Consider the following 20,445-nt stretch of genomic DNA (forward strand, 5'->3'; position numbering starts at 1 on the left):
TGGGTGTGATGCCTCCCCTCGAGGGTGCTGCCGGGTTGGGACGTCCACAACCGGCGCTCGGCCCGGCGCCCGGAGAACAGACGGGCGCCGAGCGGAGGCGCTGGGATTACTGCTGACGGGGCGCGTCCTGCGGCCCTGGCTGCGCGGGCTGCGTCGGCTGCGTCTGCGCCGGCAGCGGCTGGAGGAACGGCGCCGCCGACTGCTCCACCATCAGGTCCGAGGTCAGCGGCCGGGCGCCGAAGGCACCCACGGCGCGCATCAGCTTCAGCGCGGCGAGCGAAGCCTGGAGCCGCTCGGCCACCAGGCCAATCTCCGCCTGGGTGAGGGCGGTGTTCGCGTCCGCCACTTCCAGGTAGGTGGCCACGTCCGCCCGGAAGGCGGCCTCCGTGAGGCGCTGGGATTCACGGGCCAGCTCCACGGCCTGCGCGGCCTTGAAGCGGTTGGCCAGGGCGCTCTCGAGGTCGAGCTGCGCGGTGTTCACTTCCTGCCGCGCGGTGAGCTCCGCCTTGCGCTGCAGGGCCCGGTTCTCCGCGATGACGGCGGAGGCCTCCGCCAGGTTGGCCTCGCGCAGACCGCCGTCCCACAGCGTCCAGCTCGCGCCCAGCGTGATGAGCCAGATGCGGTTGGAGCCGACGAGGCCCGCCGCGTTGTTGATGTTGTACGTGCCGCTCAACTGCACGTTGGGCAGGTAGCTGAACCACACGCCGCGCTTGTTGGTCTGCGACAGCTCCACCCGCTCACGCGCCGCGGCCACGTCCGCGCGCTGCTCGAGCGAGCGCTCCACCAGCACGTCGGTGTCCGTCTTCTCCGGCACCTGCGGCTCCGGCGGCATGGCGACGTTGAAGTTCGGGTCGTCCAGCGCCAGCAGGGTGGACAGCACCAGCTTGGCCGAGGCCTCCGCGTTGCGCGCGCGGATGAGGTCCTGCTCGGCCCGGGCCAGGTCCTGCTCGGCGCGCAGCAGCGCCACGCGCGTCACCGTGCCCGCATCGAAGCGGACCTTCGTGTCCTTGGCGCGCGCGGTGTTGAGCTCCACCAGCCGCTCCTGCACCGTCACCGCCTGGGCCTGCGCCGCGGTGCCGTAGAACGCCTGCGCCACGCCGAAGAAGATTTCGCGCCGGGCCTGCTCCACGTTGAGGGCGGCCACGCGCTCCGCCTGGTAGGCGGCCTGGATGCCGGCCCACAACTGCGGCGCGATGAGGGCCTGCCGCACCTGGCCCTGGGCCTGGATCTGCACGCGCGGCTGGATGACGATTTCGACCGGCGCGAGCGGACCCGCGGGGATGACGGCCTCGATGGAGTTACGGATGATGGCGCCGCTGACGCTGACCTGGGGCAGGTAGTTCGACCAGGCCTTGCGGGACGCGGTGTCCGCCTGGGCAAGGCGGGCCTGCGCGGCCTTGAGGTCCAGGTTCTCCTGGCGGGCGCGGTTGAGCGCGTCTTCCAATGTCAGCGTGGGCGGTGCCGCGGCCAGGGTGGCCGCCAGGGACAGCGCCAGGAATGAACTCATGACCGCCTCTACCTCCTGAAGGGCCCGCGCCGGCGCGGGGCCACTGCGTCCGGAATGGACTTGCTACGGGTTGAGCCTCGGGTCGGGAGCCATAGTCCATGACGTCCGAATTTGGAAGCTCCGGAATGTAGTAACCCTCAATAGTTGATGAAGTCAATTGTTTAGGTGGCTCAGGTGAATTACCATGTCGGGTATGAACGGGAGCAGCGAGCACCTGGAGAAGAAGCCCGCGGATGTGCGCGGGCGGGCCGAGCCCGCGGGAGACCTGCCACGCCAGGCATGGACGCTCCTCTTCGAGCTGATGCACACCCACATGCGGAACTTCCCCGCGCTGGCGGCGGAGTTCGACCTGTCACCGGTGCAGGCACACGTGCTGCGGCAGCTCGGTGAAGGCCCGCTGGCCATGAGTACGCTGGCCGCCTACCTGTCGTGTGACGCGTCCAACGTGACGGGGTTGGTGGACCGGATGGAGGCGCGCGGGCTGGTGGTGCGGCGCAGCTCCGAGCAGGACCGGCGGGTGAAGCGGCTGGTGCTGACGGAGGAGGGCGCGGCGCTGCGCGAGCGGCTCTTGCAGCGCATGTCCGAGCCGCCGGAGGCCATCGCCGGCATGGCGGACGAGGACTTGTGCGCCCTGCGCGACATCATGCGCCGGGCGCTGTGCTCGCAGTAGGCGGGCCGTGCGGGGCCCGCCAGCGGCGAGGCCCTCAGTCCAGCAGGAAGGTGTAGGAGTACTTCATCTCCGTGGCGACGGGCTCGCCGCCCTTGATGGCGGGCTTGAAGCGGAAGCGGCGGATGGCGTCCCGCGCGGCTTCGTTGAGGCCGTAGCCGGGGCCCTTGAGAATCTTCACCGAGGACACCTTGCCCTCGTGGTCGATGGCGATGGACAGCGTGACGGTGCCCTCGACGCCCGCGCGCCGCGCCTCCTCCGGGTAGGGAATCTTCACCTCGGAGGCCACGGTGGGCTCGGAGTCCACCTGGTAGATGGGCGCGTACTTGGGCGCGCTGTACCCCTTCACGTCCTTGGGGTCCTTGGCGGTGTTGCCCGTGCGGCCGTAGGCGGTGTTGCCCACGGGCGCGGCGAACGAGCCCGCGCTGGTGGTGGACGACATCGTCATGCCCACCACGAGCGGCGGCGGCTTGGCAGACGGCTCCGGCGGCGGCGTGTCGTTGGGCGGCGGGGGCGCGTCCACGGGAGGCGGGGGCACCGGCTTGGGGGCCTCGGCGACCTTCACGGGGGGCGGCTTCACCGCCTTGGGCTTGGGCGGCGGCGGCTTGGGCGGCTCCGGCTTGGGCTCCTCGGGAGGCGGCGGGGGCGGGGGCGGCTTCTGCACCTCCACCATCACCATCTCCACCGGCTTCACCGCGGGCGGACGGGCGCGCGAGGCGCTGTCGCCCAGCGCCCAGAAGCCGCCGACGTGAATCCCCAGCGAGACGAACAAGAAGACGCCCACCACGGCCAGCGAGCGGTCGCGTCGGGGTGTCGGAGCGTTGTCGAGGGCCGCCTGACTCATGAACGGACTCGCTTCAGGGCGCGGCGGGCGCGGCCGCGGGGGCTGCGTCCTTCTCGATGTTGAGCGCGAACTTCGCGATGCCCTGGCCCTTCACCACGTCGATGAGCCGCATCACGCGGCCGTAGGGCAGGGACTGGTCGGCGCTGATGATGGCGCGCGTCTCCTTGTCCTTGGCGATGGCCTCCACGACCTTGGCCTCCAGCTCCTTCTCCGTCACCTCGGTGCCGTCGAAGAAGAGCTTGCCCTCCTTGTCCAGCACCACGTTGACCAGGCCCTGCACCGTCTCACCGCCATTGGCGGCGCGGGGCAGGTCCACCTCCACCGTCTCGCGGACGATGAAGTTGGCCGTCACCATGAAGATGATGAGCAGCACCAGCACCACGTCCACCAGCGGGGTGACGTTGATGCCCGTGATTTCCTCGTCGTTGTCCTGCGCGCCGCCGGCCATGGACTAGCGGGCCTCCGCCGCGCGCGCGGCCGAGGCGCCGGACGCGGGACGTTCGGCGCGCATGCTGCCCACCAGGGCGTAGCCCAGGGCGTTGGCGCGGCTGGTGAGCGTCTTGAGCTGCCGGTTGAAGACGTTGAAGGCCACCACGGCGGGAATCGCCACCGCCAGACCCACGGCCGTGGCGACCAGCGCCTCGGAGATGCCGGCCATGACCGTCTGCTGCATGCCGCCGCCACCGCCCTGGGCGTTCATCTGCCCCAGGTCGTGGAAGGCCTTGATGATGCCGAGCACCGTGCCGAACAGCCCGATGAAGGGCGCGTTGTTGCCCAGCGTGCCCAGGTACGACAGGAAGCGCTCGTACTGGGGGCGCTCGCGCGACAGGGTGGAGGCAATCACCTGCTCCACGGTGTCCGCGCCCTGGTCGGCGGAGGCGAGCGCCTCGCGGATGATGGCGGCCTCCATGCCCGTCTTGCCCTCGATGGCCTTGCGCGCGATGTCGTACTCACCGCGGGCGAGCCGCACCGCCAGGGCCTCCGAGTCCGGCAGCCGGTGGCGGGCGAAGTACACCGTGCGCTCCAGCATGATGGCGATGGAGAGCACCGAGAGGACGACGAGCACCCAGAGCACCCACTCGGCGGAGGTGAGCGTCACGCTCAGGAGCTTGGTGCTGAGCCAGCCAAGCTCGGAGTGACCCATCTGGGCCAGGGATAGGAAGGGCATCATGAGGGGAAGCCTGGGTAAAGGTGGGTTACGGGTTACTCGCAACCCGGTTGCCAACTCGCGGGCCCATCTGTTGTTCCCTTGGCGCAGAAAGTCAAATGGAACGGCTGGGACCGCCGGTTACCCTCCCCCTACGGTTCAAGCCCCAAAGTGTTTCCAGGGGGCGCTCCCGGAAGCGGACGGTTTCCCGCCCGCCCGGGTCGGCGCGCTGGCCGGGCTCAGGGGCGCCGGGCTGGGACTTCGGTGAGGGCGGGGTTGCGCTCGATGACAGGGCCCAGCACCGCGTCGATGTGCCGCAGCAGCTCGGGGTCGAGCTTCACGCCCGCGGCCTTCACGTTGTCGTGCACCTGCTCCGGGCGGGAGGCGCCGACGATGGCGGAGGCGACGTTGGGATGCTGGAGAACCCACGCGACGGCGAGCTGGGCCATGGAGAGCCCGGCCTGCTTCGCCAGCGGGACGAGCTGCTGCACGCGGGTGAGCACGTCATCCGTCATGAAGCGGTTGATGCCGTAGCGCGCGCCGTTGGCGTCGGTGGCGCGGCTGCCCTCGGGCGGTTTGTGGCCCGGCAGGTATTTGCCCGTCAGCACGCCCTGGGCGATGGGCGACCAGACAATCTGCCCCAGCCCTGCTTCCTCCGAGGCGGGGATGACCTGGGCCTCGATGACGCGGTGGAGCATGGAGTACTGCGGCTGATTGGAGATGAAGGGCACGCGCAGCTCGCGGGCCAGCGCGGCGCCCTGGCGAATCTGGTCGCCCGTCCATTCGGACACGCCGATGTAGAGCGCCTTGCCCTGGCGGACGATGTCGGCGAACGCGAGCATCGTCTCCTCCAGCGGCGTCTCCACGTCGAAGCGATGCGCCTGGTACAGGTCCACGTAGTCCGTCTGGAGCCGGCGCAGGGAGCCGTCGATGCTCTCGAAGATGTGCTTTCGCGACAGGCCCCGGTCGTTCTTTCCGGAGCCGGTGGGGAAGTACACCTTGGTGAAGAGCTCGTAGCCCGCGCGGCGCTGACCCTTCAGGGCGCGGCCGAGCACCTCCTCGGCCCGGGTGCCCGCATAGACGTCGGCGGTGTCGAAGGTGGTGATGCCCACGTCCAGGGCCGCGCTCACGCAGGCGAACGCGGTCTCCTCTTCCACCTGGGAGCCGTGGGTGAGCCAGTTGCCGTAGGAAATCTCACTGACGACGAGGCCGCTGCGGCCGAGATGACGGAAGTTCATAGGTGCGCGCGAGCCTAACCGTGGGCTACCACGCGCGCACGGCCTCCGACTCGCCACGGACCGCCGGCCCAGGCCACCCACGCGATGTAGACGAGCTGGAACGGGAGGCGCAGCCAGAAGTACCCGTCCGGGAAGGGCAGGACGTGGGAGGCGGTGTTCGCCTGGGCCTCGTGGAGGTTGGCGGGCAGGATGGCCAGCAACAGGACGATGAGCCCCAGCGCGGCGAGGCGGCGGGTGCGCGGCAGCAGCAGGCCCAGCCCTCCCGCGACCTCCGCGACGCCGGAGAGGAAGACCCAGAAGTCCGGAGACGGAAGTTGGGGCGGAATCATCGCCGCGTACTTCGCGGGCATGACGAAGTGCATGACACCGGCGCCCACGAAGAAGAGTCCCGCGGCCACGGCGGCGCGGTCCCGAGGCGACGACAGCGCGGGCCGCCGGCGCAGCGGAGGTAGGTGGAGCAGCGCGAAGAAGGACACCAGGATGATGGCGAAGGACATGGGGGCTCCTCGAAAGCGGCGCGGGACTCGGTGGCCCCGGCGCCGTGACGCTCAAGATGGAGCGCCGAGTCGGCCGCGCGCTTGAACGAACTGGCTGTGTCGTTGAGGCGCCGCGCGAGGGCCTTTGTCGCCTGGCTCGGTTTGACAGACCCCGATGAATGGCCATGCTGAGCGCGAATGCGTGACCGGCCGCATCCCTTCCTGCGCTGGCTGAGGCTCGTCCTCACCTGCCTGACGCTCGCGAGCAGCGGTGCCTCGGCGCTGCCTGTCGCGGAGGCGGCTGTCGTCTGCAGGGTGGAGGCCCAGGCGCCACGCCCGCCTCGGGCCGTGCTCGATGTCACCGTGGCCTGGTCCTCGGTGGCGGGGGCTTTTGATGCGGCCCCGCTGTCGTCCTCGGCGCCGGAGGTTTGCGCCGCGGCGGATGCGCCGGCCCCGGCTCGCCGTCTCTATCTGCTCCATCGAGTGCTGCTCCACTGAGTCGGCCGGAAGCCCCTCCTTCCGGTCCTTCACTCAAATCTTGGAGCAACCCATGCCCTCTTTCTTCAGGCGCATGAGCGACGTCGCGTGGACGCTGACGCGCTTCATCGTGCGTGCCTTTCGTTTCCTGCTCATCCTGGTCCTCGTCTCCCTCCCGATTCCCGTCGCCCCCGCCGTGGCGGCGTTGCTGCGGCCCTTCCGGAAGAACCTGCCCTCGGAGGTGCTCCGCAAGGACTGAGCGCGCGCGTGGGTCCTCGGGCTGCGTCAGCGTGTGGCGCGGCTTCGCGCCTGGGCTTGCATGTCGGGGCCTCGCCGCTGAAGTGACGAAGGCGTCGTGCCGAACATCCGCCGGAAGGTGCGCGTCAGGTGGGCCGCGTCCGAGAACCCCGCCGCGTGGGCTGCTTCCCCCAACGTGCGGCCCGCCGCGATGGCACCCGATGCGCGCTGGAGCCGGAGCCAGAGGAGATAGGGGCGCAAGGGAACGCCGAGCGATTCACTGAACACGTGCATCAGCCTGCTCGGTGACAGGCCCACGAGCTGGGCGAGCGCCTCCAGTGAGGTGTCCTCCGGCGCGGGCTCGGCGCGCAAGTGGCGCAGGAGTTTGCGCACGCGGGGGTGGATGCGGCGGGGCGTCTCAGGCGTGCCGGAGAGGGATTCGAGTGTGCGCTCCATCCACTGTCCGACGGCCTCGTGTCCCAGGGGCGCGGACGCGGGAAGGTGGGCGAGGAGTGTGTCGCGCCGCGCGCTGTCGAACAGGCGCATCGGTCCGTCGAGCGCGGCCATCAGCCGCTCACCGTCGTGGCTTTCGGGCTCGACGAAGAGGATGAGGACGTCGGTGCCTCGCGCGTCGAGTGCATGGGGCGCATCGGGGGCCACGAGCACTCCGGCTGCCTGCTCGGCGGCCTTCATGCCGGGTGCGCGGATAGCGAGCGTGCCTGTTCGGCAGAGCACCAGGTGCATGGCGTGGTGGGCATGCCGGGTGGTCGCGTCACCGGGGCCCCACATCGCGATCGCCGTGGGCCACACCACCAACGGCATGTCGGGCCACGGTGCCTGAGGCGCGAGTTCTGGCGGACGCGCGAGGAGCATTCTCGAAACGGGTTCTATCAGGGCGCCAAGCGGTGGTGGCGGGGGCCTCGCGGACCGTTCTTGGCGCGACGGTGCTGGGGACGGGAACGCCGGGATGCGGCCCCGCGCGAATGTGCCGGATGGCACCCGAGGACGGTGCGCGGGCTGCATGTCCCGCTCATTCCGACACTTCGGGCAGCCTCGCGCAGAGGTGGTGGCGTGGGCACTTCCTGCCGGGGCGGGATGCGGATGGGGGCGAGCTGGGCCGCGAAGGGAGGCGACACCCATGGCTGACCGAAGTCGACCGCTCGCCCTCGTGCTTCGACGGGTGGGGCTCACGTCGCTTGTGGGGAGTGGGCCTCGTAGTCGACACTCATCGTTCCATGGCTGCCAGTGAAGAACGCCGCTTCCAGGCTCTCGTGCTCGCGCCCATCCGGCGCGTTCAACGGCGGCTCAACGCGGTGGCCTGGGCGGAGGCCGGCATCGTTCCGGTGTGGGCCACCGCCACCGCCTGCGTGCTGGCGCGGTTCCTCCTGCGCGAAGCCTTCGTGTGGGCGTTGCCTCCGTTGCTCGTCGTGGGGCTCGGAGTGTGGTTCTGGCGTGCCCGCTCCCGGGGCGTCTCGCTGGAGCATGCCGCGGTGCTCGCGGACCGCTCGGCGAACGCGGGGGGCTTGCTGCTCACCCGGCTGGAACGCCCGGTGGGCGCGTGGGAGCTGTCCGTCAACCAGCTCGCGAGCGCGGTCACGCTGCCCGAGGTGAACTGGCGGCGTCCCGGCGGTGCGCTCGCGTGTGCGGTGCTGTTCGCGTGTGTCGGCCTCCTGCTGCCCTTGCCCACGCCACGGAGCCGACCGGTGAACGCGGCGGCGGCCGCGAAGGTGGCCTCGGTGCAGGCGCAGGCGGAGGCGCTCTCCCAGGAAGAGGCCCTGGAAGAGTCGGTCGCGGATGAGCTGCGCAGGCTGGCCGAGGAGGTCGCGGAGGGGCGCTTCGACTCGGGCGACTGGGAGGCCGCCGATGCGCTGGAGAACCGGCTGGCGGAGAAGGCCGCGGAAGCCGCCGCGCAACTGGCCAACGCTTCCGAGGCCGCGCGCGCCTTGGAAGAGGCGCTGGGCGCGGCGGGGGGCGCGGAGTCCGCCACGCGCGAGCGCGAGGAGCTGGAGCGCGCGCTGATGGCCCTGGACGGCTCGGAGGCGCGAGAGGGCGGCGAACAGCCCGAGGGCTCGTCACCGTCCGACGAGGATGGACCGTCGGCACAGACGGGCGACTCGCAGCAGGGACAGCAGGACGCTCAGGGTTCGCAATCGCAGCAGGGCGCGCAGGGTTCGCAATCGCAGCAGGGCGCTCAAGCACAGCAAGGCACTCAGTCGCAGCAAGGCGCGCAGGCGCAGCAGGGCGCACAGGCGCAGCAGGGCCAACAGGGCGCTCAAGCGCAACAGGGCGCCCAAGGCACGCAGCAAGGTGACGCGCGGGCGCGAGCCCGTGGACAGGCCGCTGGCTCACCGGACCAGATCGCCGACTTGCGCAAGTCCCTGGATCGGCGACGTCAATCGCTGGAGAACCGCTTCGACACGAACGGCCAGAACGGCTCCCAGGCCCAGGCTCGCCGTCCCAATGGGGGACGTGATGGCCAGGGCGGCCAGGGCCGGAGCGGCGCATTGCGTGGCGGCTCCGGCGAAGGTGGGGCCGAGGGCGACAGTCAGGGCGGCGACGGCGAGGGGACGCGAGGCCACGCGAGTCGGGGTGTGGGGGAGGGCGCGGGCGTGTCGCGAGGGGGCGGCAGTCGGCCGCTCGTCTTCGGGGACGAGGCGGAGATGGACCCGGAGCGGCTCGCCTTCGAGCCGTTGCCGCCAGGTCAGGGTGGTGATGAGGGGGACGAACTCTGGGGGCTCAAGGCCGCGGACCCGAAGCGGCACGCAGGAGCCGCCGGGGCGGGGGGCTCGCAGGGCACGCAGGCTCGGGGCGCGGCGACAGAGGGGGCTGGCGCGGCGCCGCTGCTTCCTCGCAACCGGGACATGGTGAAGCGGTACTTTGGTGGCGAGTCGTCTGGAAGGGGGCAATGACGTGGCAGCGGAGCTTCTCAGTCCCGCCGAGGCACAGGGAGCGGCGGAGGTGGCGGCACGGCTCAAGGATGGGCTGAACACCGTCATGCTGGACCAGGAGTCGGTCGTCGAGCAGGTCGTGGTGGCCGTGCTCGCGCGCGGACACGTGTTGCTGGAGGGCCTGCCGGGCCTGGGCAAGACGGAGCTGTGCAAGGCCCTGGGGCGGCTCTTGTCGCTGCCTTTCCGCCGCATCCAGTTCACCCCGGACCTGCTCCCCGGCGACATCACCGGCACCTACGTGTTGGAGGGCGAGGGCCGCCGAGACTTCGTGTTCCGCGAGGGGCCTCTCTTCGCCAGCCTCGTGCTCGCGGACGAAATCAACCGCTCCAGTCCGAAGACGCAGTCCGCGCTGCTGGAGGCGATGCAGGAGCGCAGCGTCACCGTGCTCGGACAGACGCGGCGGCTGCCGGACCCGTTCTTCGTGCTCGCCACGCAGAACCCCATCGAACTCGAAGGCACGTATCCCTTGCCGGAGGCGCAGCTCGACCGCTTCCTCTTCCGCATCCAGGTGCCGCCCGTGGGCGCGAAGACGCTGCGCACGCTGCTCACCACGCGCGTGCGCGGCACGCCGCCAGACCTGACGCCCGTGCTGGACGCGGAAGGGCTGGGGCAGCTCTTCGCCGCAGCGGACCGGGTGCACCTGCCCGGACCCGTGGCGGACTTCATCGGCCGGCTGGTGGAAGCCACCGACCCTCGCCAGCCCTCGGCGCCCGACGCCGTGCGCCGCTTCGTTCGGTATGGCGCCAGTCCTCGCGCGGCGCTCGCGCTCGCGGCCTCCGGGCGCGCCCTGGCCCTGCTGCATGGCCGGCCCAACGTGGGCTTCGACGACGTCGTGTCCGCCGCGCCCGCCGTCCTCAACCACCGGCTGGTGCTGGCCTACGAGGCCTCCTTGGAGAAGGTCGGCGCCACGGACGTGGTGCGCGCGCTGCTCCAGGCGGTCCCCGAGGTGCCGCGTGCGTAGTCTCCTGGTGGCGGTGGGACTCCTGTCGTGCGTCCTGAGCGCATCGAGCGCCTGGGCGACTTCCGTCGAGGTGGAGGTGGAGGACGAGTCCTCGGGACGTGGATACCGGGACGCCTCCGGCCACGCGGACGCGCGGACGATGGGCGACTTGCGCGTCTCCATCCGGACGGGCCAGTTGCGGCCCCCGCGTGGCTTTGCGCCGGTGGATGTCGGGCTGCAGAACACGGGGCCCGTGCCCCTCACCGTCCGGCTGGCGTTTCGTGGGCATTCCGGCGGAGGGACGCGTGTGACCGAGCGCGTCGTGGAGGTCCCTCCCCGGCAGCGGCTCGTCACGTGGGTCCACGTGCCCGCGTCACTGTATTCGGGCAACCTCCATGTGGATGTCGCCGGCCAGGACGCGTTGGTGAACCCCGTCTATCTGGATGGGGTGAACAGCGCCACGATGCTGGTGCTGGGGTCCCTCAAGGACTTCGACGGCACGGCGGGCGTACCGGTGGCGGATTCGAGCGTCGGCCCGCTCTTCTCCCTGCGCACCATTGACCCGAAAGATGCGCCCCGGGAGCTGGCGGCCTACGTGGGGTACCCCGTGGTGATGGTGCCCGGAGACCCGCTCGCCGTGCCCGCGGACGTCTGGGCCACGCTGGAGTCCTATGCCGCCACGGGAGGCCGGCTCGTGCTGACCGAGCTGTCGAGCGGCGTGAGAGAGCGGCTGCCGCTGCTCGATACGAACGACACCGCCGCGGGTGCGGATTATGGCTTTGGCCAGGTGTGGCTGTGCCCCTCCTCGCTCGAGTGTGGCCACGTCTTGAAGGGCCTGCTGCGGATGCCCCTCCCGGGCCCGGTGAATCCGGCGGGGCTCGCGCCCCGGTGGGAGCGCGGCAACATGCTCGCCGGTGGTTTCGCGCCGCTGCTCGACAATGCACGGGCGCCCGTGGGGCGGTTCCTGTTGCTCATCTTCCTCTTCGTGCTGGCGGTGGGGCCCGGGAGCTTGATGTTGGCGCGCCGCCGGGGGCCGGTGGCGGTGCTGGTCGCCGTGCCCATGGTGTCGGTCATCACCTGCGCGGCCTTGGTTGCCTGGTCCGTGCTCGTGGATGGCTTCTCCGTGCACTCCTTGCGTTACAGCCTGACGTTGCTCGACTCGGAACGTTCGCGCGCGGTGACGGTGGGGGTCGCGGCCTGGTACGCGAACATGTCCATGGGCGCCGTGAGCCTGCCCGCGACCAGCGCGCTACTCGCGCCGGACACCGTCGGCGCCGACGACTCCACCCTGGAAATGGACTGGACCCACGGTTTGACGGTGAAGAACAACTTCCTCCCACCCCGGACGTATCGCGAGTGGGGCGAGGTGTCGGTGCTGCCATCCCGTTCCCGGCTGTCCATCCGCCGTGACGGTGACGGGGTTCGCGTCCAGAACGCGCTGGGGGCGCGGCTGGAGGAGGGCTACCTCCGGCTGGGCGGTCAGCACTACGCGGTGCCCGAGATGACGGACGGCGCGGAGGTGACGCTGGGCGCGCCGCTGCCCGAGGGTGAGACGCCGGTGAACCGGCTGTTGTCGGATGCGGCGTTGGGCGCGGGCCGACTGTCGGTGGGCAAGGAGCGCTTCCAGGCGCCGCTGTCCGAGGGTGGTTTCATCGTGCGGCTGGGCGGCGTGGGCATGTCGCCCACGTCCACGGTGAAGATGGAGCTGGAGGGGGGCGCGCACGTGGTGCGAGGGCAGTTGGAAGAGGTGCGGCCATGAGTCTGCTGGAGGTGAAGGGCCTGCGGCGCGATTACGGGCCGCTGCGCGCGGTGGATGATGTGTCGTTCTCCCTGGAGGCGGGCAGCATCCTGGGCTTCATCGGCCCCAACGGCGCGGGCAAGAGCACCACGCTGCGCATCCTCGCCACGCTGGACGTGCCCACGTCGGGCGAGGTGCTGCTGGACGGGCACTCGCTCGTGGACACGCCGGACCGGGCGCGTCCGCTCATCGGCTACATGCCGGACCGGTACGGCACCTATGACGACGTCACCGTCTTCGAGTTCCTGGACTTCTTCGCGCGCGCCTATGGCTTGAAGGGCGCCGCGCGCCGGCAGCGCGTGGAGTCGGTGATGGGCTTCACCGGGCTCACGCCGCTGGCGAGCCGGCTCACCACCGCGCTGTCCAAGGGCATGCGGCAGCGCGTGGCGCTGGGGCGCACGCTGCTGCACGACCCGCGCTTGTTGCTGCTGGATGAGCCGGCGGACGGCCTGGACCCGCGCGCGCGCATCGAGCTGCGGGAGTTGCTGCGCGCGCTCGCGGACCAGGGCAAGGCGGTCATCATCTCCAGCCACATCCTCACGGAGTTGGCGGAGATCTGCGACACCTGCGCCATCATCGAGCAGGGCCGCCTGCTGGCCACCGGGAAGGTGGAGGACCTGCTCCAGCAGCAGGAGGCGGGCGCGGTGGTGACGCCCGAGCTGACGGTGCGGCTGGCCCCGGGCGAGGCGGGAGAAGCCGTGTGGGCGCGCGCCGAGCGCCTGCTCCTGGAGCAGCCGCGGGTGACGCGGGTGGCGAGGGAAGGCGAGTCGCTGCGTGTGCGGCTGGAGCTGGAGGCGGGCACGGGCCCCGCGCAGGCGGACGCGGCGGCGGCGGTGCTGCTGGCGGCGCTGGTGAGCGCGGGGATTCCCGTGTGTGCCTTCAGCGCGCGGGAGCGGAACCTCGAGGATGCCTTCATGACGGTGACGAAGGGGAGGGTGGCGTGAGCGTGCCCGTGGATACGGCGGTGAGTCCGCCTGCTCCGGAGCCCACGGCGTCGGGTGGACGCTCCGCCGCGGGGGCCGGCTCCTGGACGGAGCGGTGGGGCGACCGGCTCAACCCGCTGGTGGTGAAGGAGGTCCGCCAGGGACTGCGCACGCGCGTCTTCTGGGTGTGCTTCGGGTTGATGCTGCTGGCGTGCTTGATGGTGTCGTTGATTGCCTACGTGGACACGCGCGAATCCGCGAACGCGCGGCATGGCCAGGGGTACTTCTTCGCCTTCTTCGTGTGCCTGGGGCTCGCGCACTTCTTCGTCATTCCGTACAGCGCCTACCGCTCCCTGGCGAGGGAGCGCGAGGACGAGACGTGGGTGTTGCTGGTGCTGACGGGGCTGGGGCCACGTCGAATCCTGCGCGGGAAGGTGACCTCCTTCCTGGTCCAGGCGGCGCTGTACGCCTCCGCGGTGGGGCCCTTCCTCCTCTTCAGCTATTTCCTCAACGGCATCGCGCTGCCCACGATTCTCATCGTGCTGGGGCTGGGCGGCGCGTGGCTCGTGTTCGTCACGGTGGCCGGCGTGTGCGCGGCGACGCTGGCGGATGGGCGCCTGGGCCGGGCGTTCGTCCACTTCGGTGTGCTGGCGATGCTGGGCCTCGGGCTGCTGCAGGCCCTGGGCGCGTCCTATGCGATGACCGAGTTGGGGGACCGGATGCTGCGCGAGTCCGAGTTCCTCTACCTGGTGGGCACCGCGCTGGCGCTGATGCTCCTGGACGGATGGCTGCTTTTCGAGGCCGCGGCGTCACGGCTGGCGCTTCCCACGGAGGACTACACGCGGGGCCCTCGCCGCGCGGTGGGCATCCAGGTGGCGATCGCAATGCTCCTGGGCCTGTCCGTCTGGTGGTTCGAGGGGCGGAATCACTCGGTGGCGGAGCTCTTCGGCCTCCTGGGCGGAGCGCACCTCATCGTCGTGGGCATGTTCGTGGTGTCGGACGTGGACGGGCAGGCGCGGGCCCAGCGTGCCGTCTCCCAGCCCTGGTCCCTGCTCCGGCCCGGCGCGCTGCGAGGCTTCCGCTGGATGGTCCTCCTGCTCACCGCGTGGGGCTTGTTCTTCTGGGGGCTCGAGTGCCTGTCCGCGAACCCTCCGCTGCGGCACCTGCCCCTGCGGATGGCCACGCTGGCGATGCCGGCCTATGGGGTGCTCTTCCTGTCGCTGGCGGTGGGCCTGGGCCGCAGGGTTCGCCAGGACCGGCTGGCCACGCCCGTCGCGGTGCGCGTGTCGTTCGTGGCGTCGGTGGCGCTGGCTTCGGCGTTGCCTCCCCTGGCGGCCGTGTTGACGGGCTTCGATGGAGATGACCCCATCATCAACCTCGTCAACCCGCTGGTAGGGCTCGTGAACTTCTCGTCGTACGACTACAGCGGGGGCGGGCCGAAGATGGCCTTGGAGCTCTTGTACTTCGTCGTGGGCGTGGCGCTCCTGGCCGCGTTCGCCACGGACCGGATGCTCGCGGAGCGTGAGCGGCGGGCCCACGCGTCGTGAGTGAGCGGATGGACGTGGCCGCCGTCGCGCGGTTGGTGCCGGGCCTCGCCCTGGCGCTGCCGAGGGTCCCCCACCGGGGGCTCGTGGGCGAGGTGCGCGCCACGTCCGCGGGCAGCGCGTTGGAGCTGCACGACTTTCGCGCCTACCAGCCCGGGGATGACCTGCGGCAGGTGGATTGGAACGCGGTGGCGCGCACGGGTGAGTTGGTGCTTCGCATCCGCCAGGACGAGGTGGCTCCACGGGTCGAGGTGGTGCTGGATGGTTCGCGCTCCATGGCGCTGTCCCCGCGCAAGGCCGCGTGCGCCCGTGAGGTGGCGCTGCTGACCGCGGAGGTGGCGGCACGGCAGGGGTTGGCGCCCACGTTGCTGGTGGCCGGTGCGAGGCCCGAGCGGGCCCAGGGCCCGGCGTGCAGGGCCGTGCTGGAGGCCGCCGGCTTCGACGCGCACGATGGCCTGCCGGAGTCCCTGGGACGGTTGCCGCCGCTGCGGCCGTGTGGCGTGCGCGTGGTGGTGAGTGACTTTCTCTTCGAGGCGGACCTGCCCGGGCTGTGCGCGCGGCTGGCGCGAGGCGCCTCCGCGTTGTTCCTGGCGCAGGTGCTGGACGCGGAGGACCTGGACCCGTCGGGCGGCGAGGGGGCTCGGCTGGTGGATTCGGAGAGCGGCGCGGCGCTGGAGGAGTTGCTGACGGAGGACGTGCTGGCCGCGTATGCGCGCCGGTTCGCGGAGCACCAGCGGGCCCTGCGGGGCGCGGCGCTGCGGGCGCGGGGCGCGCTGCTCGTCGCGCCGGCCGAGGACTCCCTGGTCACGCTGGTGACGGGGCCCTTGCGGCCGCTGTTCGTCGCGGCGGGGGCCTCTTGATGCGTCGTCCGGCGAGGCACGCCACGGGAGGTGGCGGGTGAGCTTCGGGTTCCCGTGGGGATTGTTGGCGTTGGGGGCGCTGGTGCCCCTGGTGGCGGCCTATTTCCTGCGGCGCCGGCAGAAGCCGGTGGTGGTGAGCGCGTTGTTCCTGTGGCGCCGGCCGAGCCCTCGCGCGGAGGCGGGGCCCCGGTGGGAGCGCTTCACGCGTGAGGCTTCGTTGCTGCTGGAGGTGTTGGCGGTGGTGGCCGCCGCGCTCTTCCTCGCGGACGTTCGCTGGGGCGATGCGGCGCGCGCACGGCATCTGGTGTTGGTGGTGGATGGCAGCCTGTCCATGTCCGCGCGAGGGCCGGACGGCGTGACGGTGTTGGAGCAGGTGCGGCGTGAAGCGGCGAAGCGCGTGGAGTCGGAGGCCGCCACGCGGGTGACGGTGCTGGCCAGTGGTGGGGCGCCTCGCATGCTCGCGGGGCCGGAGGCGGAGCCTTCCCGGGCGCTGGCGGCGTTGGAGTCGTTCCAGGCGCTGGGCGCGGACCATGACCCGATGCCCACGCTTATCTGGGCGCAGGAGCTGGCGGGGGCGGAGCGCCGCGTGGCCTTCTTCACGGACGTGCCGCCGGAGAATGAAGCGCTGGTGCCCGCGTCGGTGCGGTGGACGGCGCTCGGGACGGCGCGGCCGAACGTGGCGCTCGTCTCCGCGCAGCGGCGGGACGAGGGCTCGGTGGCGACGGTGACGCTTCGGGTGGCGGGCTTTGGTGACGGGCTGGAGGACGTGGAGGTCCGCGTCCGGGCGTTGCCGGGTCCCGGCGCGAAGGAGGGCACCGAGAAGGTGGAGCGGGTGCGCCTTCCCGAGGAGGGCACCGCGACGCTCCGGCTCACCTTCCAGGGCGCGGGGGACGTGGAGGTGTCGCTGCCCGACGACGCGCTGCTGGAGGATGGCCGGGTTCGGCTGCCTCCCGCGCCTGCGCGTCCCGTGGCGGTGGTGTTGGCGGAGGGGTTGGGGCGCACCGAGCAGGCCGCGCTGGCGCGGTTCCTCGCGGTGTCTCCGGAGGTGGCGCATGGCGTGGGGAGTTCGGGGGCGGAGTTGCTGCTGGGGCCGCCGGGGACGGACGCACGGGTGACGGTGGGGGCGGGTGGCAAGCCGCGCACGTTCCTGGGGCCGTTCTTCTCGGAGAAGGGGCATCCGCTGCTGGACGACGTGCAGTTGTCGGGCGTCCGGTGGACGGCCGGTGACAACCCGCCGGGCAAGCCGCTGGTGAGCGCGGGTGACGCGGTGCTGGTGTCCGAGGAAGAGGGCGGACGCATCCATCTCAACGTGGACCTGTCGCGCTCGAATGTGCAGCGGGTGTCCGCGTGGCCGGTGTTGTTGAGCAACGTGATTCGTCAGGCGCGCCGGGCGCGGGAGGGGTTTCCCCGGCAGCAGGTGTTGTTGGGCGAGCCGCTGCCGGTGGTGACGCTGGCGGGGGCGCGTTACACGCTCGTGGGGCCGGGGACGCGCAGGCCGGTGTTCGGCGCGGGAGAGGTGAGCCTTTCGGCGCCCTCCGAGCCTGGGACGTACGTGCTGGAGCGTGACGGCGATGCTGTGGGCGCGGCGCAGGTGTTGTCGCTGGATGCCCGCGAGTCGGACCTGCGAGGCCGTGGCAGCGTGGACCTTCCCGCGCGTGAGGCAGGGACAGACGACGCGCCGAGCGACGGTGCAGGCCGGGCACGGTGGCCCCTGGTCCTGCTGCTGGCCGCGCTGGTGGCGGACTTCTACCTGACGCGTCGGGAGCCAGCATCCACGGCTGCCGCGAACACAGGGGGACGGTGAGCCTCATGCGTGCGCTGACTGTGGGTAAGCGTGGATGGATGGGCACGCATGCCGTGAATGCGTGGGCTTTGAGTTCGCAGCAGGTGCGAGCTGAAATGGATTTCGCTATCTGCGATGGGAGTGGGGAGCGCGAATGACCTTCTCCCTTCCCCAGGCGTGGGTGCTGCTCCTGCCGTTGGGCCTCTTCCTCTGGAAGTATGGCCGGCGTCCCGGTCCGCCCATGTGGCTGCGCGCCGCGCTGCTGGTGCTCACCGTGGGCGCACTCTCCGGTCCCGAATTGCGACTGGCGGACGCGGGCAGTGACGTGGTCGTGGTGGTGGACCGTTCCGCATCCATGCCTCGCGACGTGGACCGCACGGCCCAGGAGCTCATCACCTTGCTGGAAGCCCAGCGCCGTCCGGGTGACCGGGTGGGCGTCATCACCTTCGGCAGGGAAGCGCGTGTCGAGAAGCCACTCTCCCACAGCGGCGGTTTCGGCGGCTTCACCCGTCCCGTGGATGTCGAGGCCTCCGATGTGTCCACGGCACTCGATGCCGCGGGCGCGCTCATCCCCGACGAGCGCATGGGCCGTGTGCTCGTGCTGTCCGATGGTCGCGCCACCGGCGTGGATGCTCGCGGCGCGGCGCGGCGTCTCGCGGCCCGAGGGCTCGCCGTGGACTGGCGGCACGTCGCGCGTCCCGAACCGCCACTCGATGTCGCCGTCGTTTCCGTGGACGTGCCCGCCGCGGTCTCCATTCGCGAGCCCTTCCAGTTCTCCGCCGTGGTGCATGCCAGCGCATCGGTGACCGGCACCGTTCGCCTGGAGCGCAACGGCCGCGTCCTGCTCCAGGGGCCCTTCGACTTCCAGCCCGGTCCCAACGTGCTCCCCCTGCGCGACCTGGTCGATGAGCCCGGCCTCATCCGCTACCAGCTCTCCGTGGCCGCCCCTGGCGACGGCGTGGTGGAGAACGACCGAGGCGTCGCGGTGCTGCGCGTGGAAGGTCCGCCGCGCGTGCTGCTGCTCACGAACCAATCCCGAGGCACGCTCGCGAAGGCACTGACGGACGCGGGCTTGCTGCTCGATGTCCGTGCGCCCTTCCGCCTCACGCTGGATGACCTGGATGGCGTGGGCTCCGTGGTGCTGGAGAACGTGGACGCCAATGCGCTCGGCGAACCGGGGCTCAATGCCCTGGCGGCCTACGTCGAGGAGGCCGGAGGCGGGCTGGTGATGACGGGCGGTCGCGGCAGCTTCGGCGAGGGCGGTTACCGTCGCTCGCCCGTGGAGCCGCTGCTGCCCGTGTCCCTGGAGATGCGCGAGGAGCAACGCCGCGCCTCGCTGGCCCTCAGCGTGTTGATGGATGCGTCGTGCTCCATGGGCGTCACTGTCCCGGATGGACGCACGAAGATGGAGCTGGCCGCTGAAGGCGTCGTGGCCGCGCTGACGCTGCTGAACCCCAAGGACGAAGCCTCCGTGCACATGGTGGACACGGCGGTCCATGAAATCTTCCCGCTCAGTCCGGTGGAGAAGGGGCTGCCGCTCGACGCTGTCGCGCGGGGCTTCAGCGGAGGTGGTGGCATCTACGTTGGCGAAGCCCTCCGCGCTGGGCGCGGTGAAATCCTTCGCAGCGAGAAGCACACGCGGCACGTCCTCCTGTTCTCCGACGCCGCGGACTCCGAGGAGCCCGAGGACTACGAGAACACGCTGTCCACCCTGCGCGCGAAGAACGTGACGGTGTCCGTCATCGGGCTCGGCCAGCCCACGGACGCGGATGCGGAGCTGCTGCGCGACGTGGCCCGACGAGGCGGCGGGCGCGTGTACTTCGCGGAGGACGCGATGAGCCTGCCGCGCATCTTCAGCCAGGAGACGCTCACCGTGGCCCGCGCCACTTTCGTGGACGAGCCTGCGTCGGTGGAGGGCGCGCCCGACTTGCCGTTGCTCGGCCGACTGTCCCCGGAAGGATTGCCGCAGGTGGGCGGCTACAACCTCACGTACCTCCGACCCCAGGCCAACGTGGCGCTGCGCACCCTCGACGCGAACGGAGCGCCCATCCTCGCGATGTGGCCCCGGGGCGCGGGCCGCACGGTGGCGTTCACCGCCGAGGTGGATGGCCCGTATACCGGTGAGCTGCGCACCTGGAGTTCCCTGCAAGCGGCCTTGGAGGGGATGGTGCGCTGGTCCCTGGCGGGGTCGACGCCTGTCGGTGAGTCGGTGGTGCGCACCGAGCGGCGAGGCCACATGCTGCGGGTGACGCTGGACCTGCCTCCCGGAGATCCGCTCCCCGGCGCGGCGCCGACGCTGGTGTTGCTGCCCGGAGATGGCCGCACCGCGCCCGTGGAGCGGCCCATGCGATGGGAGGACGAGGACCGGCTCGTCGCTGAGTACCCGTTGGAAGGCAGCGGTACGTGGCACCCGGTGGTGCGGCTGGGGTCGAAGGTGTTGCGGGCCCCGCCCGTCACGCTGCCCTATGCGCCGGAGTTCGAGCCCGGCTCCGCGAAGGAAGGGCGGGCGTTGCTGCGCGCGCTCGCGGCCGTGGGGGGCGGCGTGGAGCGCCTGTCCATGACGGGCCTCTTCATGGATGCTCCCGAGTCCTTGGGCCGGGTGCCCCTGGCCCCGTGGCTGGTGGCGCTGGCCCTGGCGGTGCTCCTGGCGGAGGTGGCCGTGCGGCGCTTCCTCTCTGCGCCCAGGTTGCGAGCCGCTCGCCCCGCCCGCGCCAGCGAGCGGCCCGTGACGCCGAACGTGGAGGCGCCGAGGCCTCCCGCGACGGCGGCGCCCTCCGCGCCACAAGGCACACAGGCCGCCGAGCGCCCTGCTCAGGCACAGGAAGCGGAGAAGAAGCCCGCCGAGGGCGGCGGCATGGACTCAGCGCTGGATGCCGCGCGTGCCCGTGCCCGTCGCCGGATGGACCGTTGAGAAGCCCGCCGTAGGCGGCATGGATGTCGCGCGAGCCTGTGCCCAGATGGTTCGCTTAGAGGCCCGTCGTAGGCGGCATGGATGCCGCGCGAGCCTGTGCCTGGATGGACCGTTGAGAAGCCCGCCGTAGGCGGCCTGGATGCCG

18 protein-coding genes are annotated in these 20,445 nt (G+C 71.3%); 11 read left to right on the forward strand and 7 right to left on the reverse strand.

The genetic code is table 11. From position 1 onward, the window contains the following. Positions 1-106 precede the first annotated feature (106 nt). Positions 107-1,507, reverse strand: coding sequence for a TolC family protein (locus A176_RS01940; RefSeq protein ID WP_002633148.1), 1,401 nt, complete (start codon positions 1,505-1,507; stop codon positions 107-109). 184 nt (positions 1,508-1,691) lie between these two features. On the opposite strand from A176_RS01940, the gene A176_RS01945 reads away from it, so the two are divergent. Further along, entirely contained in the window at positions 1,692-2,177 is a 486-nt protein-coding gene (locus A176_RS01945) for a MarR family winged helix-turn-helix transcriptional regulator (RefSeq protein WP_044890505.1), read from the forward strand. Positions 2,178-2,211: 34 nt separating this feature from the next. Here the strand turns inward: A176_RS01945 and A176_RS01950 are convergent, their stop codons facing one another. The 5 genes from A176_RS01950 to A176_RS01970 all read right to left on the reverse strand — a co-directional run bounded on the left by A176_RS01950 (position 2,212) and on the right by A176_RS01970 (position 5,900). Further along, positions 2,212-3,018 carry an energy transducer TonB gene (locus A176_RS01950; RefSeq protein WP_021781410.1) on the reverse strand — a complete coding sequence of 269 codons (807 nt, stop codon included), beginning with the start codon at positions 3,016-3,018 and terminating at the stop codon, positions 2,212-2,214. Positions 3,019-3,031: 13 nt separating this feature from the next. Further along, positions 3,032-3,466 carry an ExbD/TolR family protein gene (locus A176_RS01955; protein WP_049872218.1) on the reverse strand — a complete coding sequence of 145 codons (435 nt, stop codon included), beginning with the start codon at positions 3,464-3,466 and terminating at the stop codon, positions 3,032-3,034. Positions 3,467-3,469: 3 nt separating this feature from the next. Beyond that, the gene (locus A176_RS01960; RefSeq protein WP_021781170.1) at positions 3,470-4,189 is read right to left on the reverse strand and encodes a MotA/TolQ/ExbB proton channel family protein; all 720 of its coding nucleotides are present in this window, start codon (positions 4,187-4,189) and stop codon (positions 3,470-3,472) included. A gap of 215 nt (positions 4,190-4,404) precedes the next feature. Beyond that, positions 4,405-5,403: an aldo/keto reductase family protein gene (locus A176_RS01965; RefSeq protein ID WP_002638709.1), complete on the reverse strand. Its 999-nt coding sequence runs from the start codon at positions 5,401-5,403 to the stop codon at positions 4,405-4,407. Between the two features lie 14 nt (positions 5,404-5,417). Beyond that, entirely contained in the window at positions 5,418-5,900 is a 483-nt protein-coding gene (locus A176_RS01970) for a DoxX family protein (RefSeq protein WP_002638710.1), read from the reverse strand. Between the two features lie 177 nt (positions 5,901-6,077). Here A176_RS01970 and A176_RS01975 point away from each other — a divergent pair, with 177 nt between their 5' ends. Next, positions 6,078-6,377 carry a hypothetical protein gene (locus tag A176_RS01975; RefSeq protein WP_002638711.1) on the forward strand — a complete coding sequence of 100 codons (300 nt, stop codon included), beginning with the start codon at positions 6,078-6,080 and terminating at the stop codon, positions 6,375-6,377. 52 nt (positions 6,378-6,429) lie between these two features. Next, complete coding sequence (locus A176_RS01980; protein ID WP_002638712.1) at positions 6,430-6,615, forward strand: hypothetical protein; 186 nt, start codon at positions 6,430-6,432, stop codon at positions 6,613-6,615. 26 nt (positions 6,616-6,641) lie between these two features. Here the strand turns inward: A176_RS01980 and A176_RS01985 are convergent, their stop codons facing one another. Then, a complete protein-coding gene (locus tag A176_RS01985; RefSeq protein WP_144429483.1) occupies positions 6,642-7,466 on the reverse strand; it encodes a helix-turn-helix transcriptional regulator in 825 nt (274 codons plus the stop codon). Between the two features lie 362 nt (positions 7,467-7,828). Between A176_RS01985 and A176_RS01990 the strand changes: the two genes are divergently transcribed. The 8 genes from A176_RS01990 to A176_RS02025 all read left to right on the forward strand — a co-directional run bounded on the left by A176_RS01990 (position 7,829) and on the right by A176_RS02025 (position 20,300). Further along, positions 7,829-9,502 carry a hypothetical protein gene (locus A176_RS01990; RefSeq protein WP_021781169.1) on the forward strand — a complete coding sequence of 558 codons (1,674 nt, stop codon included), beginning with the start codon at positions 7,829-7,831 and terminating at the stop codon, positions 9,500-9,502. Between the two features lies 1 nt (position 9,503). Next, complete coding sequence (locus A176_RS01995) at positions 9,504-10,502, forward strand: AAA family ATPase (protein ID WP_002637052.1); 999 nt, start codon at positions 9,504-9,506, stop codon at positions 10,500-10,502. Further along, positions 10,495-12,240 (forward strand): hypothetical protein, encoded by a 1,746-nt coding sequence (locus tag A176_RS02000; protein WP_002637051.1) that lies wholly within the window; start codon positions 10,495-10,497, stop codon positions 12,238-12,240. Before A176_RS01995 ends, A176_RS02000 begins: the two co-directional genes overlap by 8 nt. After that, positions 12,237-13,223 (forward strand): ABC transporter ATP-binding protein, encoded by a 987-nt coding sequence (locus A176_RS02005; protein WP_002637050.1) that lies wholly within the window; start codon positions 12,237-12,239, stop codon positions 13,221-13,223. The genes A176_RS02000 and A176_RS02005 overlap by 4 nt, the downstream gene beginning before the upstream one ends. Further along, positions 13,220-14,749 (forward strand): ABC transporter permease, encoded by a 1,530-nt coding sequence (locus A176_RS02010; protein ID WP_002637049.1) that lies wholly within the window; start codon positions 13,220-13,222, stop codon positions 14,747-14,749. The genes A176_RS02005 and A176_RS02010 overlap by 4 nt, the downstream gene beginning before the upstream one ends. Positions 14,750-14,757: 8 nt before the next feature. Next, positions 14,758-15,606 carry a DUF58 domain-containing protein gene (locus tag A176_RS02015; RefSeq protein WP_002637048.1) on the forward strand — a complete coding sequence of 283 codons (849 nt, stop codon included), beginning with the start codon at positions 14,758-14,760 and terminating at the stop codon, positions 15,604-15,606. Between the two features lie 37 nt (positions 15,607-15,643). Further along, positions 15,644-17,410: a vWA domain-containing protein gene (locus A176_RS02020; protein ID WP_002637047.1), complete on the forward strand. Its 1,767-nt coding sequence runs from the start codon at positions 15,644-15,646 to the stop codon at positions 17,408-17,410. 133 nt (positions 17,411-17,543) lie between these two features. Then, positions 17,544-20,300 (forward strand): VWA domain-containing protein, encoded by a 2,757-nt coding sequence (locus A176_RS02025; protein WP_002637046.1) that lies wholly within the window; start codon positions 17,544-17,546, stop codon positions 20,298-20,300. The last annotated feature ends 145 nt before the right edge of the window (positions 20,301-20,445 follow it).

The organism is Myxococcus hansupus (genome assembly GCF_000280925.3).
GTDB classification, from domain to species: domain Bacteria; phylum Myxococcota; class Myxococcia; order Myxococcales; family Myxococcaceae; genus Myxococcus; species Myxococcus hansupus.

Bases quoted from the DNA above. Each gene is read 5' to 3' on its own strand.
- A176_RS01955 (WP_049872218.1), bottom strand. From the start codon at position 3,466: ATGGCCGGCGGCGCGCAGGACAACGACGAGGAAATCACGGGCATCAAC.
- A176_RS01990 (WP_021781169.1), top strand. From the start codon at position 7,829: ATGGCTGCCAGTGAAGAACGCCGCTTCCAGGCTCTCGTGCTCGCGCCC.
- A176_RS01940 (WP_002633148.1), bottom strand. From the start codon at position 1,507: ATGAGTTCATTCCTGGCGCTGTCCCTGGCGGCCACCCTGGCCGCGGCA.
- A176_RS01975 (WP_002638711.1), top strand. From the start codon at position 6,078: ATGCGTGACCGGCCGCATCCCTTCCTGCGCTGGCTGAGGCTCGTCCTC.
- A176_RS01950 (WP_021781410.1), bottom strand. From the start codon at position 3,018: ATGAGTCAGGCGGCCCTCGACAACGCTCCGACACCCCGACGCGACCGC.
- A176_RS01970 (WP_002638710.1), bottom strand. From the start codon at position 5,900: ATGTCCTTCGCCATCATCCTGGTGTCCTTCTTCGCGCTGCTCCACCTA.
- A176_RS02015 (WP_002637048.1), top strand. From the start codon at position 14,758: ATGGACGTGGCCGCCGTCGCGCGGTTGGTGCCGGGCCTCGCCCTGGCG.
- A176_RS01960 (WP_021781170.1), bottom strand. From the start codon at position 4,189: ATGATGCCCTTCCTATCCCTGGCCCAGATGGGTCACTCCGAGCTTGGC.
- A176_RS02025 (WP_002637046.1), top strand. From the start codon at position 17,544: ATGACCTTCTCCCTTCCCCAGGCGTGGGTGCTGCTCCTGCCGTTGGGC.
- A176_RS01980 (WP_002638712.1), top strand. From the start codon at position 6,430: ATGCCCTCTTTCTTCAGGCGCATGAGCGACGTCGCGTGGACGCTGACG.
- A176_RS01945 (WP_044890505.1), top strand. From the start codon at position 1,692: ATGTCGGGTATGAACGGGAGCAGCGAGCACCTGGAGAAGAAGCCCGCG.
- A176_RS01965 (WP_002638709.1), bottom strand. From the start codon at position 5,403: ATGAACTTCCGTCATCTCGGCCGCAGCGGCCTCGTCGTCAGTGAGATT.
- A176_RS02005 (WP_002637050.1), top strand. From the start codon at position 12,237: ATGAGTCTGCTGGAGGTGAAGGGCCTGCGGCGCGATTACGGGCCGCTG.
- A176_RS01985 (WP_144429483.1), bottom strand. From the start codon at position 7,466: ATGCTCCTCGCGCGTCCGCCAGAACTCGCGCCTCAGGCACCGTGGCCC.